Raw genomic sequence first — 14,385 nt, 5'->3', positions numbered from 1 at the left:
GGGCAGGTTTACCAGCCTGCCCCACGCACTAGCCTATCAGAGCCCGAGGCCGCCGATGCACACATATTTGGTATCGAGGTAATCCTCGATGCCCTGATGTCCGCCTTCTTTGCCGAGGCCCGATTCCTTGACGCCGCCAAACGGTGCTTCAGGTGTGGTGATCAGCCCTTCATTGACGCCGACCATGCCGTATTTCAGGCCTTCCATGACCCGGAAGGTGCGGCCGAGATCGCCGGTGTAGAAATAGCAGGCAAGGCCGAATTCGGTGTCGTTGGCGAGCGCGATGGCTTCTTCCTCGGTTTCGAACTTGAACACCGGTGCGACCGGGCCAAAGATCTCTTCCTTCATGAAGCGCATTTTCGGCGTCGCATTGGCGATGACCGTCGGCTGGAAGAACGAACCGCCCAGTGCATGGCGATGACCGCCGGCGACGACCTTGCCGCCCTTTGAGGTGGCATCGGCGATCAGTTCCTCGACCTTCTCGACCGCCTTCTCGTCGATCAGCGGCCCCTGCTGGACGCCCTCTTCGAGGCCGGAACCGACCTTCAGTCCGTTGCTGGCCGCGGCGAGCTTTTCGACGAACTTGTCGTACACACCAGCCTGGACGAGGAAGCGGTTGGTGCAGACGCAGGTCTGGCCTGAATTGCGATATTTGGCGGTGATCGCGCCGGCAACGGCACGCTCGATATCGGCGTCGTCGAAGACGATGAACGGCGCGTTGCCGCCGAGTTCCATCGACACCTTCTTGACCGTAACCGACGACTTCTGGATGAGAAGCTTGCCGACCTCCGTCGAGCCGGTGAAGGTGATTTTCGACACCAGCGGATTGGCGCAGATCTCGTCGCCGATCTCGCTCGCCGAACCGGTCAGGATGTTGACGACGCCCTTGGGGAAGCCGACTTCCTCGGCCAGCGCACCCCAGGCAAGGCCGGAATACGGCGTCTGCGAGGCCGGCTTGACGACGGCGGTGCAGCCGGCGGCAAGTGCGGGACCAAGTTTGCGGGCCAGCATCGAGGACGGGAAATTCCACGGCGTGATGGCGGCAATGACGCCGACCGGTTCCTTGGTCACCAGGATGCGGCGGTCCGCCCATGGCGAGGGTACGACGTCGCCATAGGTGCGCCGGCCTTCTTCGGCGAACCACAGGATATAGGCGGCGGCCGAACCGATCTCGCCCTTGGATTCGAACAGCGACTTGCCCTGCTCAATGGTGAGCAGTTCGGCCAGCACTTCCTGATTGTCCATCATCGCGTCATGCAGCTTGCGCAGCAGCTTGGAGCGCTCGAGCGCGGTGGTCTTGCGCCATGACTTGAAGGCGGCGTCGGCAGCCTCGATGGCACGGCGTGTCTCGGCCTTGCCCGACTTCGGCACGGTGCCGATCTTGAGGCCGGTAGCTGGATTGTTCACATCGACCGTCTGGCCGCTGTCGGCCTGGACCCATTCGCCGTTGATGAGATTGGCCTGGCGCATGAAATGGCTGGTTTTCTGAAGCATGGTCTAGCCTCCGTTCGGCGCTCACGGGCCGCTATCTGGATGTCTTCGGTAAAGCGCAGGCAGGGCCGCACGCTGGAGCCATTGCTCTTAACCTAGGGAAAGCCCCGCAAGCAATCGCAAGATGGCATATAGGGGTTGGACCAGCGCAAGACGAGAGCGGGTTGGCGCAGCTGTCGCCAACCTCACCCGAAAACATGCAGGACAACCGTCAGCCAGAAAGCAGTAGTGATGACCGCGCAAGCAGTGGCGATGGTCATCTGGTTCGATGCTAGCGCCTGGCCGGTGTTGAACTGGACGGCGATGAGATAGGAATTGATGCCCGACGGCAGCGCCGCCACCACGACCGCCACCTTGGCCGTCAACGGCGGCAGGCCGAGCAGCCAGACGAAGGCAAGAACCAGCGCCGGCATCAGGAACAGCTTCAGCACCGAAAGTACCAGCGCTGGCCGGACATTGCCTGATATGCCGAAGCGGCGCAGGCTGAGCCCCATGGCAAACAGCGCCACCGGCCCGGCCGTGTTGGCCAGCGCATCGACCAGTCGCATGACGAGGGCCGGCAGCGGCACGCCGCTGATGCGCCATGCCAGCCCCAGCAGAATGCCGATGATCAGCGGATTGATGAACAGCCGTCTCAGGAAGCTGCGCAGGACCCGTAGCGGATGCACATGTTCGCCGCTGCCTCGGCCGAACATCTCGAACAGCACGATCGAGGCCATCATCATGATCGGCAGATGCACCGAGACCAGCAGCGACAGAACTTCGAAGCCGCTCGGACCGAATATGCCAAGGATGAAGGGAGCACCGAGCAGCACGACATTGGAGTAGGCGGACGATACGCCGCCGACGACCCCGGCGCGCGCGTCGCGTCCGAATATCCGCGTGGTGACGAGATGGCCCGCCGCCCAGGTGATCGCCGCGGCGGTGAAATAGGCGCCCCATAGCGGCCATGGCGCGACGCCATGGAAATCAGCGTTGACCATGGTCTGGAACAGGAGCAGCGGCATGGCCACCGAGACCGCGAAGTCGGATATCCCCTCGCCGCTCGCCGGTCTCAAATAGCCTGTGAACCCAGCGAGATAGCCGAGCGCGACAAGACTGAAGACGAACAGGACGGTTTCGGTGAGTGGAGACATTTTTCAGGGATAGGCGAGCCACGGCCGCGGCGCAATCGCGCCCGAATTTGATCATCGTTGGCTGGCAGGGTTATAGAGGGTTTGGATCATCAGGGCGGAACGACAAATGACATTTGTCGACACCTCGAAACTGCGTCTTTTCCGGCGTGCGCGGGTGACGTTGTTTGTCGTCATGCTTGTCTCCGTTGCCGCGTCGATGCTTCAGGCTGCCGAGGCAAAAGACCTCAAGGGCGTGGCGCTGATCATCGGCCAGTCGCAATACGAGCACATCGCCGCCCTCCCCAATCCAGCCAACGACGCCCGCGACATGGCCAAGATGCTGACCGACCTCGGCTTCGACGCCCGCAACGTCAGCGATCGCGATGCCGCCAAGCTCAAGCGCGACCTCGAGCGTTTCACGGAAGATGCCGAGGGTGCCGACGTCGCCCTCATCTATTATTCCGGTCACGGCATCGAGGCCGGTGGCGAGAATTATCTGGTTCCGGTCGACGCCGACGTCTCGTCACTCAAGGATGCCGATCAGGAACTGGTGCCGATTTCCGCCGTCATGGACGAACTGAAGAAGACCGTGCCGGTGACGATCATGCTGCTCGACGCCTGCCGCACCAATCCGTTTCCATCGGACGCCGTGGTGCGGCGCGCACCCACCGCCTCCGCCGAGCCTATCGGCGCCGGGGGACTGGAGCCGGTGCGCGGCGCAAAGGCCCTCGGCAACGCGCCGGCGGCCGACGCGAGCCTCGGCACGGTGATCGGCTTCGCCGCGGAACCCGGCCGTCCGGCGCTCGATGGCGCCGCTGGCGAAAACAGCCCTTATGCGGCGGCCCTGCTGCGCCACCTCGCGGCGATGAAAGGCACCGAGTTCGGCTCGGTCATGCGCATGGTAACGGAAGAGGTCTATCTCGACACCAAGGCGAAGCAGCGCCCCTGGGTCAACGAAAGCCTGCGCCGGCTGCTCTATTTCGGTGTTGCACCGCCGGAGCCGACCGGCGACGACGGGCTGATCACCGGCGAGCGGCGGCAGTTGCTGCTGACCATTTCCGACCTGCCCGACCCCAAGCGGGCACAGGTGGAGCTGGCGTCGCTACAGGAAGGCGTCCCGCTCGACGCGCTTTACGGCGTGCTGAGGGCGCTCGGCACGGAGAAAATCCCGGAAGATCCGGCCGACCTGCGGAAAGTGCTCGACGCCCAGGCTGAGCGTCTGAGGAAGATGATGTCCGAGCGCGCAGCGTTGCGCACCGACGATCCGGAGATCAAACGCCTGGTCGCTTCCGCCGACAAGGCCATCGGCCAGGGCGCGATCGCCACGGCGCGAAAATTCCTCGATGATGCCGTGGGGCGGGTCGAAGCGACCAACGACACGGTCGACAAGGCTGAGGAATTGATCAAGCAGAAGCGCATCGCCGATGCCGCGATCTACGCCAAACGGGCCGACGCCTCGGCGCTGGTCTTCGACTACAAGTCGGCCGCCAACGACTATGCCAAGGCGTTCTCGCTGGCCGAGAAATGGGACGACAAGCTGCGCTGGAACTACAAGAACCAGGAGGCGGAGGCACTTAATTCCTATGGCTACGCCACCGGCGACCTGGATGCGCTGCGGCACGCGATCGAAGCTTATCGCGCCATCTTGAACTTCATTCCCAATGGCGAACAGAATCGCGACTGGGCCATCACCCGCAACAACATGGCGGTGGTGCTGCAGAACATCGGCGAGCGCGAGACCGAGACCGCGCATCTCGAAGAGGCCGCGCAGATCTTTCGCGATTCGCTTGCCGTGTTCGAACATGTGAAGGACGATCTCAACTGGGCCGCCGCCCAGAACAATCTCGGCAATGTGCTGCTGAAGATCGGCGAACGCGAAAGCGACCCGAAACGCTTGAACGAGGCGGTGGCGGCGATGCGCGCCACGCTGGACAAGCGCCCGCGCGACAAGGTTCCGCTCGACTGGGCGTCCTCGCAGAACAATCTTGGCCTCGCGCTCTATGCGCTCTCGGAACGCGAACCCGGCGGCGAGCATCTGGCCCAGGCGGAAGCGGCCTACCGGCTGGCGCTCGAGGAATATACGCGCCAGAAAACGCCGGTCGAATGGGCGATGGTCCAGAACAATCTCGGCAACACGCTTGTGACCCTCGGCATCCAGCTCAACGACAAGGCCAGGATCAACGGGGCCGCCGACGCCTTTCGCGCCGCGCTCGAAGTGCGAACCCGCGACACATTCCCGGTCTCCTGGGCCACCAGCCGGCTCAACCTCGGCAATGCGCTGAGTGGTGTCGCCCGTTTCGACATGGGCACCGGCACGCTCGAAGAGGCGGCGGCAGCCTATGACGATGCGCTGACGGTGTTTACCCGACAGCGCTTCCCGATGGACTGGGCGTCGGCGCAGAACAATCTCGGCTCGATCTACCAGACGATTGGCCAACGCACCCGCGACGCAGCCAGGCTGGAGCAGTCGGTTGCGGCATTCCAGGCGGCCCGCCAGGTCTATGTCAGGCGGAAATTCCCGCTTGATTGGGCGATGAGCTACTACAATCTCGGCAACACGCTGCAGCTTCTCGGCGGCGTGACGGACAAGCCCGAACACTATGGCGAGGCGGTCGACGCCTACCGCAACGCCTTGCGCGAATACAAGCGCGAGACCAACCCACGGCAATGGGCGCTGACCCAGGCCGGCCTCGGCTCGACGCTGCACTGGTTGAGCATGAGCAATGCCGGCCCCGCAACCTTGCGGGATTCGATCGCCGCGCGCCGTGCGGCGCTCGAAGTGCTGACCATCGAGACCGCGCCGGTCGACTGGGCGAACGCGCAGAACGGCATAGGCATGAGCCTGCTCAATCTCGGCAACATCGAACGGACCGGCAAATATCTCGACGAGGCCGAGGCGGCCTTCACGGCGACGCTGAAAGTGTTCACCAGGGAAAGTCAGCCCATGCAGTGGGCCTTCGAACAGAACAACCTTGGCGACATCCATTGGAACCGCGCCAGCTATGGCGGCGGCAAGCCGGAATATCTCAAGGCGATCGCGTTCTTCGAGAACGCCAAACAGGGCTTTACCGAAGCCGGCTACACGATCCCGATCCCGCTGACCGACCAGAAGATCGATCTGGTGAAGCAGCAGCTCGCCAAAAAGTGAGGCTTGAGACGCGACCGGCGCCCGGCTTGTCTTTGTGCCCGCTTTCCAATCCCTATATGCGAATGGTTGGAGCCCGATACGGACTCATGGAAGGGTGGCGATGATCCGGTTAGCCTTGGCGTTGTTCCTGCTTGTCGTCCCCGCCGCCGCGCACGCGACCGACGCCGGCTGGGCGCTGCTGAGCGATGGCGGCCATGTCGTGCTGCTGCGCCACGCCATGGTCACCGGCACCACCGACCCGGCCAATTTCGACATCGGCAATTGCGCCACCCAGGTCAATCTGTCGGCGCGCGGCAAGCAGCAGGCAAGCAAGATCGGCGCCCTGTTTGCCGCCCGCGCGGCTCCCATCGAGCGCATTCTGTCCAGCCGCTACTGTCGCTGCCTCGACACGGCGCGCACCGCCTTCGAGGCCGAGCCGGAACTGTTCGCACCGCTCGACCTCCTGAAGGGCGACGATGCACAGAAAGCAGCGCAGATCGCCGCCATCATGAAGGAAATCCGCGCTTATTCCGGCTCCGACAATCTGATCATGGTCACCCATCTGGAAGACATCGTGGCGCTGACCGGCATCTCGCCGCGCGAAGGCGAAGCCGTGGTGGTCGAACCGCAGGGCGACGGCCTGCGCGTGCTCGGCCGCGTCACTTTCTAATCGTGGCCCGACCCGGCTGATACATCCGAGAGCAGCGATGCATCGATGCGAACTTTCCACGTCTCGATCATGCCTGTGAACGCATCCTCAGTTCGGACAGATACGACCTGCCGGCCTCGCTTAACGCCGTCAAAGTATAGGAAATCAATGCCTCGGTGTCTCCGCTGGTTACCTGGCGGCAGGCCACGTCAACAAATCCGAACCGCGAATCCGGCGTAACCCTCACATAGCGAACCTGATGGATCCGTGGATCCCAATGCGTACAGGCCCAAAGCGTTGTCTCGTCGCCGTGAGTAGTCCGGAAGACCATGCCTTGCCGCGTTTCTCCGCTTTGCGGGTGCAGAAACTCCGGATCCCAGCCCGCTACCCACAAGCTCTCGCCGATCGGCGAGAACAGCGGGAAGACGCGGTCGACCGGACCGGAGAGCACGATGCTATGACTGCGTACAAGATGGCTCGTCATTCGCTTTCCCTTTCCATTCAATCAGAGGATGGCGCTTCAGCCAGACCGTGGCTGTCCGCCGCGCCAAGTTCCAGCCCGTAGATGCGCTTCAGCTGGCTGATTGTGTCGAGCGTCTCGGGCGAAAACGGCGTCTGCCCTTCGAAAGCGTGCAGGACGATGCCTTCAATGAGATCGCCAAGGCTCATGTCGCGATGCTCGGCCAATGCCTTGAGCACCTTCACCAATCGTTTTTCCAGACGAACCCCGGTCTGCACGCGTTCTATATCCATAATCTATGTTGTACCACGGTACATTGGTACAAGCAACTGCCGACAGGCTGAAGTTGCTGAAATGTCACTGCCGGAATAAGCCGCAAATCCGCCGCCACAATGTCGCTTGCGACAACCCGTCGCAGGGGCTATAGGCGCGTTCCCGGTCACGAGAACCGAAGTGAGCACAGCGGTTGGAGCTTTCGTCTCCGCCCGTGCAGGCGGCTTTGCCGCCCTGTATACGGCGCCGCTTTGGGGATTGGGATCGCGGATGTAGCTCAGAGGTAGAGCACCGGATTTGGGTCCGGAGGTCGCAGGTTCGAATCCTGCTGTCTGCACCACGGATAGCTCAGTTTGGTAGAGCATCAGATTTAGGTTCTGATTGTCGAAGGTTCGAATCCTTCTCCATTGGCCTGATAAGCCAGCACCCTGCCACGGTGTTATCTGAAAAACGGTCCGGGGACTGGAATGCTGAAGACTTGACGGACGGCCGAAGCCTTCGGGCCAAGGCCGGATCGAAAGGTCCGATGCCATCGGCTCGCGGCCAGGCTCGCGGTGATGGTCAAGGCGCAGCGTCGCCGGCAAAGGAGGCCAAGGCCTCCGGCGCCCGCTTCGCTGCCTCGCGATCCGCTCCCGAGGGCCCGCCACGGATTGATGCCACCGGTCCCCGGATCATTCGTGCCGGAATTGGAAGTGAAACGAGAAACGAAGGGAAGATCGACGCATGACGTGACGCCTCGCATGGGGCCATGCCCGACAGGAGTAAGACAATGACTATTCTCGATCAGGTTCTTGGGCGCGAGCGCGTCCTCGTAAAGGAAAATGAGCGTGCCCTCACTCTCTACAAGGGAGAGATCAAGGCCGTCCTGCTGCCGGGTGAGCACTGGCTCGCCAACCGGCGCGGCAGCCTTGAAGTCTCGCTGCACGATCTGAGGAACCCGGAATTCGTTTCGGCGTACGAGAAGGCGTTGTTCGACAAGCTCCCGGACGTGGCCGCGCGTCATTTCACCGTCGTCCGCACCGGGCGCACGGAGGTCGCCGTCATCGAGCGCGACGGCAATTTGCACAGCGTGCTGGCGCCGGACCGCAAGCTGGTGCTGTGGACCGATGCCGGACCGTGGAAGGTGACGATGGTCGACACCTCGGCCGATCTTGCCATCGATTCGGCGGTCATGCACCGGCTCGCCCAGGCTCGGAAGGCGGAATTGATGTCCGTCCATCCGGTTCTGGATGGTCAGGCCGGGCTGCTGTTCGTCGACGGTGTCCTCATTCGGACGCTTGCCGCCGGCGTGCACGGCTTCTGGAACGTCGGACGGATGGTGCAGATCAAGGTCGTCGACCTCAAGCGCCAGTCGCTCGACGTCGCCGGGCAGGAAGTGCTGACCAGGGATCGCGTGACGATCCGCGTCAACATCGCGGCCGAATACCGGGTCGTCGATCCGGTCAAGGCGGTGAGCGCGGTGAAGGACTTCTCCGAGGCCCTCTACCGAGCCCTGCAGTACGCCTTCCGCAAGACGCTGGGCGCACTGACGCTTGACCAGATCCTTGAAAAGAAGGTGACGGTCGATGAGGAAGCCGCGGCCAAGGTCCGGGCCGACATGGCCGAGATCGGGGTCGAGGTCAGCGATATCGCGCTCAAGGATGTCATCCTGCCGGGCGAGATGCGCGAAATCCTCAACCAGGTGGTTTCGGCCGAAAAGCAGGCCGAGGCCAACGTCATCCGCCGCCGTGAGGAGACGAACGCCACGCGTTCCCTGCTCAACACGGCCAAGGTGATGGCAGAGAACCCAGTGATGCTGCGGCTGAAGGAGCTCGAGGCCCTGGAAGCCATCGCCGGCAAGGTCGAGCGGCTGACCGTCCACAACGGGACGGGCGGGCTGTTGAACGACCTGGTCAAGCTTCGCGAGAGCTGATGCATGTCCCCAAGTGGTTCCGGTTTTGGGATGACGACATGCATCGAACCAAGCATTGACCTTACGTCAATGGGAAGGGCCGCCGGGTTGACCGGCGGCCCGTCTTGCCTTTTCAACGCGCCCTCCCCATCTGCGCCCGGCTTATCAGGCCTTTTCCTGCCGGGAAAAACCGATTAGACAGCGCCCAAACAAGCTGCGGACAGATTCCGCCCGCAAAGAAGGAAAAGCCCTTGTCCACCACGAACTCCACCACGTTCGACAAAGTCGCCAAGATCATTGCCGACACCAGCGAGATCGATATCGACACCATCACGCCCGAGAGCCACACGATCGACGATCTCGGCATCGACAGCCTCGACTTCCTCGATATCGTCTTCGCCATCGACAAGGAATTCGGCATCAAGGTGCCGCTGGAAAAGTGGACCCAGGAAGTCAATGACGGCAAGGCCTCGACCGATGACTACTTCGTCATGAAGAACCTGTGCGCCAAGATCGACGCGCTGGTTGCCGCCAAGACTGCCTGACATCGGCCGGCGCGTGGCCTTGACGGGCCGCGCCGCCTGACCCACAAAGCCGCTCATGAGCAGCCCCTACGACGTCGTCATCACTGGTATCGGCATTGTCTCCTCCTTGGGAGAAGGCCCTGACGCACACTGGCAGAAGCTCGCGCAGCCGGGCTTGCAGCCGGTGCTCGAAGCCGCGCGGTTCGCGCCCTATACCGTCCATCCGCTGCCGGAGATCGACTGGAACCTGCAGATCGCCAAGCGCGGCGATCAGCGGCAGATGGAAACATGGCAGCGGCTCGGCACCTATGCCGCAGGCCTGGCGTTGGACGATGCCGGCATCAAGGGCAATGACGAGCTCTGCACGACCATGGACATGGTTGTGGCTGCCGGCGGCGGCGAGCGCGACGAGGCGGTCGATGCCGCCATCCTCGCCGCTTCGGAAAGCCGCAACGACCGCGACGTGCTTCTCAACGAGAAGCTGACCACCGAGTTGCGGCCGACCTTGTTTCTGGCCCAGCTCTCCAACCTGCTCGCCGGCAACATCTCCATTGTCCACAAGGTGACCGGCTCGTCGCGCACCTTCATGGGCGAGGAAGGCGCCGGCGTCGCCGCCGTCGAAACGGCCGCCGCGCGAATCCGCTCCGGCCAGTCGACGCACATCCTGGTCGGCGGCGCCTTCCAGACCGAACATTCCGACATGCTGCTAGGTTACGAGCTTGCCGGCTATTTGCATCGCGGCCCCTGGAAACCTGTGTGGCAAAGACAGGGTGCCGAGGGCGGCGGCATCGTCACTGGATCCGGCGGTGCCTTCCTGGTGCTGGAGCAGCGCGAACACGCCGTGAGCCGCGGGCGCAAGATCTATGCGGAGCTCGGACCGGTGGTTTCCGGCCGCGCCAGGCGCTCACGCGGTGAGCTCGGCGCCGAGATCGCAGCACTACTCAGCCAGGCTGCGCTGCCGGACGGCAAGCTGCTTGCCCTGTCGGGTGCCTCGGGCGCGCATGCCGCAACCACCGCCGAGAAAACGGCGCTCGATGCCAATCCTGCGATTGCCACGCGCGGCTTCTCGACGCTGACCGGGCATATGAAGGAAGCGCAGTTTCCGTTCGCCGTGGCGCTGGCGGCACTCGCCGTCGACCGCAAGGCCGCCTACCCTGTTTTCGATGCCGCAGCCGAGAAGCCGTTCGAAGGCGTTCCCGCGACCGTCCTTGCAACGGCGATCGGCTATCACCAATTCGAGGGCATGGCGCTGGTCAACGCCGCGTAACGCGGCGCTGCGCGATCCATGCTGCAACGATAAACGCTCGAGGGCTCCAGATGGCCAATCTGAACGATCACATGGGCAGGCCAATTGTCGCCGTCACCGGCATCGGCGTGGTCACCTCGCTTGGTGTCGGCAAATCAGACAATTGGGCGGCGTTGACATCAGGCAAGTCGGGTATTCACCCGATCACCCGCTTTCCCATCGATCAACTGAACACCCGCATCTCCGGCATGGTCGATTTCCTGCCGTCGAGTTCGAAAGGTGCCAGCCCGCTCACCTATGAGCTAGCCGAGCTTGCCGGCCTCGAAGCGGTGACTGAAGCCGGTCTTAATTCCAGCGATTTCGGCGGACCGCTCTTCCTCGCATCGCCGCCGGTCGAACTCGACTGGGCCGAGCGCTTCTCGCTCTACAATTCCGACAAGGACAAGGACGACACCGCCGCCGAAAGACTGCTTCGGGTGGCGCGTAGCTTGAAAGAGCTGGATATTTTCGAGACCACCCAGTTCGGCTCGATCGCCGACCGCCTTGCCGACCGCCTTGGCACACGCGGTCTGCCGATCACCCTGTCGACGGCTTGCGCTTCGGGAGCGACCGCGATCCAGCTCGGTGTCGAGGCGATCCGGCGCGGCGAATGCGACCGTGCGCTATCGATCGGCGCTGACGGTTCTGCCACCGCCGAGGCTTTGATCCGTTTCTCATTGCTCTCGGCGCTCTCCACGCACAACGACATTCCCGAAAAGGCATCGAAGCCCTTCTCCAGGGATCGCGACGGCTTCGTGTTGGCCGAGGGATCCGGGGCGCTGGTGTTGGAATCGCTTGAAGCGGCATTGGCTCGCGGCGCGACTATTCTCGGAGTCCTGGGCGGTTGCGGCGAGAAGGCCGACGACTTTCACCGCACCCGCTCGAAGCCGGACGCTTCGCCGGCCATTGCCGCGGTTCGCGCCGCCCTCGCCGATGCGGGCCTGAGTGAAGACGAGATCGACTATGTCAACGCTCACGGCACGTCGACCCCCGAGAACGACAAGATGGAGCATCTGGCGCTGTCGACCGTGTTCGGAGAGCGGATTGGCTCGATGCCGGTCTCGTCGAACAAGTCGATGATCGGTCACACGCTGTCGGCTGCGGGCGCGGTCGAAGCGGCGTTTTCGCTGATGACGATGCGCGAAAGCGTCATCCCGCCGACCATCAACTATGACAATCCCGACCCTGCGATCGCGCTCGACGTCGTGCCGAACAAGAAGCGCGATGCGCAGGTTCGCACCGTTCTGTCGAACTCCTTCGGCTTCGGCGGCCAGAACACTTGCCTTGTCATGGCGCGGGAACCGGTCTAAGCGAGCCCTTTCCGCTTAACAGAACCGACAGGCTCCATGCGCGCACTGCAACTTATCGAGGACCGCCGCCTTGAAACGGTGGACCTGCCGCCACCACCGCCACCCGCGCTCGGCGAAGTGACGCTGCGCATCAGGGCAGTGGCGCTGAACCACATCGACGTCTGGGGCTGGCGCGGCATGGCCTTCGCCAAGCGCAAGCTGCCGCTGGTCGTCGGCGCCGAGGCTTCCGGCGAGGTCGAGGCGGTCGGCCCCGGCGTTTCCAGCCTGCTGCCCGGGCAATTGGTATCGATCTACGGCGCACGCACCTGCGGCCTGTGCCGGGCCTGCCGCGAAGGCCGCGACAATCTTTGCGAGCATGTTTCGGGCGTTCACGGCTTCCATCTCGACGGCTTCGCGCAGGAGAAGATCAACCTGCCGGCGCGCCTGCTGGTCCCCGCCCCGCCCGGCGTGACCGACATTGGCGCGGCGGTAGCGCCCGTCACCTTTGGTACGGTCGAGCACATGCTGTTCGACAACGCCAGGCTGCAGCCCGGCGAGACGATCCTTGTCCATGCCGGCGGATCCGGCATCGGCTCGGCGGCGATCCAGTTGGCCAAGCGGATGGGCTGCACGATCATCACCACGGTCGGTTCGAATGACAAGATCGACAGGGCCAAGGCGCTCGGCGCCGACCATGTCATCAACTACCGCGACGACCGCTTCGAGGGCGTCGTGCGCAAGCTGACCAGGAAGAAAGGCGTCGATGTCGTGTTCGAACATGTCGGCGCCGACACCTTTGCCGGCTCGATGCTGTGCCTGAAACGCGGCGGCCGCCTGGTGACCTGCGGCTCGACCTCGGGCGTGTCGACGCAGATCAACCTGATGCAGCTTTTCCAGCAGCAGTTGAAACTGCTCGGATCCTTCGGTTGCCGCATGGAGAACATGGCCAACGCCATGCAGAAGATGGCGGCGGGACAGGTCGCGCCGGTCATCGACACCGAGGTCGGCTTCGACGATATCGATGCCGCGCTGAAGCGCATGGAAGGCCGCGACGTCTTCGGCAAGATCATCCTGCGCGTCGCCTAGAGCCTCGATTTCCGTGCTCAAGAAGCTTCGCCGGGATCTGAAATTTCGCTATGGCAGGCAACTGCGCCAGGTGAATTACTGGCTTGTCGCGCGGGCCGCGATGATCATGATGTCGCTGCTGCGCCTGCTGCCGGTGGACAGCGCGCTGAATTTTGCCGACCGCGTCGCTCGCCTCATCGGTCCGAGGGTCGGACGCCACCAGGTCGCCCTCGACAATCTGCGCAAGGCCTATCCGGAAAAGAGTGATGGCGAAATCCAGGCCATCGCCTCCGACATGTGGGGCAACATGGCCCGCCTTGCCGCCGAATACATCTTCCTCGACGCCCTGTTCGACTATGATCCCGCCGCCGGCAAGCCCGGCCGCGTCGAGGTCAAGGGAACGGAGCATTTCGTCGAGATCGCGGCCGAGAAGCAGCCGCACATCGTCTTCACCGGCCATCTCGGCAATTTCGAGCTGCTGCCGGTGGCGGCCGCGACCTTCGGCATGAACATCACGGCGCTGTTTCGCCCGCCCAACAACCCCTACCTCGCCGACTACATCCTTTCGACAAGGCGCTCGACCATGGGCGGCTTGCTGCCGTCGATGGCCGGAGCCTCGTTCGCGCTGGCCGGGGTGTTGGAGAATGGCGGCAATATCGGCGTTCTCGTCGACCAGAAATTCTCCAACGGCCTGGACACGACCTTCTTCGGCCGTCCCTGCCAGAGCAACCGCGTGCTCGGCACCCTTGCCCGTCACTATGACTGCGATGTCTACCCGGCGCGCTGCGTCAGGTTGCCGGGCAACCGCTTCCGGCTCGAGATCGAGGACAAGCTGGTCTTGCCGCGCACCGCCGACGGCAGCGTCGACGTCCACGCCACCACCCAGATGCTGAACGACGTCGTCGAGCGCTGGGTCCGCGAGGACCCCGGCCAGTGGATGTGGTTCCACAAAAGGTGGGAGATCAGCAACTGGCGGCGAAAAAAGCGCACCAAGGTGGCTCCCGTCGCAAACGGCTGAGCGAGCCGCCGGCGGGAACGTGAGTTCCTCCGCCGACAGACAAAGCCAATATCAGCGAATCGCCAACCGCCTAGAGCGTTTCATGTTTTGACGGAAGCGTATCCGGCGTTTTCGAAGTAGTTCTTGCATTCGGCTGCCTCGATGGTTTCGACGAGGTGGCCGATGTGACGCCAAGTTTCCTCGATGGTTCGCTTCTGG

At 63.3% G+C, this 14,385-nt stretch carries 12 protein-coding genes, 2 tRNA genes and 1 pseudogene; 10 read left to right on the top strand and 5 right to left on the bottom strand.

Annotation, left to right across the window (positions count from 1 at the left end):
• Positions 1-36: 36 nt before the first annotated feature.
• Positions 37-1,494: an NAD-dependent succinate-semialdehyde dehydrogenase gene (locus EN804_RS22575; protein WP_135921420.1), complete on the bottom strand. Its 1,458-nt coding sequence runs from the start codon at positions 1,492-1,494 to the stop codon at positions 37-39.
• 182 nt (positions 1,495-1,676) lie between these two features.
• Positions 1,677-2,627, bottom strand: a complete 951-nt coding sequence (locus EN804_RS22570) for an AEC family transporter (protein WP_127280495.1) — start codon at positions 2,625-2,627, stop codon at positions 1,677-1,679.
• Between the two features lie 106 nt (positions 2,628-2,733).
• On the opposite strand from EN804_RS22570, the gene EN804_RS22565 reads away from it, so the two are divergent.
• Both EN804_RS22565 and EN804_RS22560 read left to right on the top strand, forming a co-directional pair.
• Positions 2,734-5,754 (top strand): caspase domain-containing protein, encoded by a 3,021-nt coding sequence (locus EN804_RS22565; RefSeq protein ID WP_135921419.1) that lies wholly within the window; start codon positions 2,734-2,736, stop codon positions 5,752-5,754.
• Positions 5,755-5,854: 100 nt separating this feature from the next.
• Positions 5,855-6,403: a histidine phosphatase family protein gene (locus tag EN804_RS22560; protein ID WP_135921418.1), complete on the top strand. Its 549-nt coding sequence runs from the start codon at positions 5,855-5,857 to the stop codon at positions 6,401-6,403.
• A gap of 67 nt (positions 6,404-6,470) precedes the next feature.
• Here the strand turns inward: EN804_RS22560 and EN804_RS22555 are convergent, their stop codons facing one another.
• Both EN804_RS22555 and EN804_RS22550 read right to left on the bottom strand, forming a co-directional pair.
• Positions 6,471-6,866 carry an SRPBCC family protein gene (locus tag EN804_RS22555; RefSeq protein WP_135921417.1) on the bottom strand — a complete coding sequence of 132 codons (396 nt, stop codon included), beginning with the start codon at positions 6,864-6,866 and terminating at the stop codon, positions 6,471-6,473.
• 17 nt (positions 6,867-6,883) lie between these two features.
• Entirely contained in the window at positions 6,884-7,120 is a 237-nt protein-coding gene (locus tag EN804_RS22550; protein ID WP_245464499.1) for a hypothetical protein, read from the bottom strand.
• 261 nt (positions 7,121-7,381) lie between these two features.
• Between EN804_RS22550 and EN804_RS22545 the strand changes: the two genes are divergently transcribed.
• The 8 genes from EN804_RS22545 to EN804_RS22510 all read left to right on the top strand — a co-directional run bounded on the left by EN804_RS22545 (position 7,382) and on the right by EN804_RS22510 (position 14,187).
• A tRNA-OTHER gene (locus tag EN804_RS22545) sits at positions 7,382-7,455 on the top strand.
• Between the two features lie 2 nt (positions 7,456-7,457).
• Positions 7,458-7,526, top strand: a tRNA-Leu gene (locus EN804_RS22540).
• A gap of 358 nt (positions 7,527-7,884) precedes the next feature.
• Positions 7,885-9,027: a slipin family protein gene (locus EN804_RS22535; protein WP_189524551.1), complete on the top strand. Its 1,143-nt coding sequence runs from the start codon at positions 7,885-7,887 to the stop codon at positions 9,025-9,027.
• A gap of 230 nt (positions 9,028-9,257) precedes the next feature.
• A complete protein-coding gene (locus EN804_RS22530; protein ID WP_027029416.1) occupies positions 9,258-9,551 on the top strand; it encodes an acyl carrier protein in 294 nt (97 codons plus the stop codon).
• Between the two features lie 55 nt (positions 9,552-9,606).
• Positions 9,607-10,797, top strand: a complete 1,191-nt coding sequence (locus tag EN804_RS22525; protein ID WP_135921416.1) for a beta-ketoacyl-ACP synthase — start codon at positions 9,607-9,609, stop codon at positions 10,795-10,797.
• 50 nt (positions 10,798-10,847) lie between these two features.
• Positions 10,848-12,125: a beta-ketoacyl-ACP synthase gene (locus EN804_RS22520; protein ID WP_127279729.1), complete on the top strand. Its 1,278-nt coding sequence runs from the start codon at positions 10,848-10,850 to the stop codon at positions 12,123-12,125.
• A gap of 36 nt (positions 12,126-12,161) precedes the next feature.
• Positions 12,162-13,190: a zinc-binding dehydrogenase gene (locus EN804_RS22515; RefSeq protein ID WP_127279730.1), complete on the top strand. Its 1,029-nt coding sequence runs from the start codon at positions 12,162-12,164 to the stop codon at positions 13,188-13,190.
• Positions 13,191-13,203: 13 nt separating this feature from the next.
• Positions 13,204-14,187, top strand: a complete 984-nt coding sequence (locus EN804_RS22510) for a lipid A biosynthesis lauroyl acyltransferase (protein WP_189524550.1) — start codon at positions 13,204-13,206, stop codon at positions 14,185-14,187.
• 80 nt (positions 14,188-14,267) lie between these two features.
• On the opposite strand, the pseudogene EN804_RS22505 reads toward EN804_RS22510, so the two are convergent.
• Positions 14,268-14,385: pseudogene (locus EN804_RS22505) on the bottom strand (IS630 family transposase); the annotation flags it as partial.

Origin of the sequence: Mesorhizobium sp. M8A.F.Ca.ET.161.01.1.1, from assembly GCF_004792105.1 — a bacterium.
Lineage (GTDB): Bacteria > Pseudomonadota > Alphaproteobacteria > Rhizobiales > Rhizobiaceae > Mesorhizobium.
The sequence above is the reverse complement of the archived record's forward strand: the minus strand, read 5'-3'. Positions and strand labels throughout refer to the sequence as shown.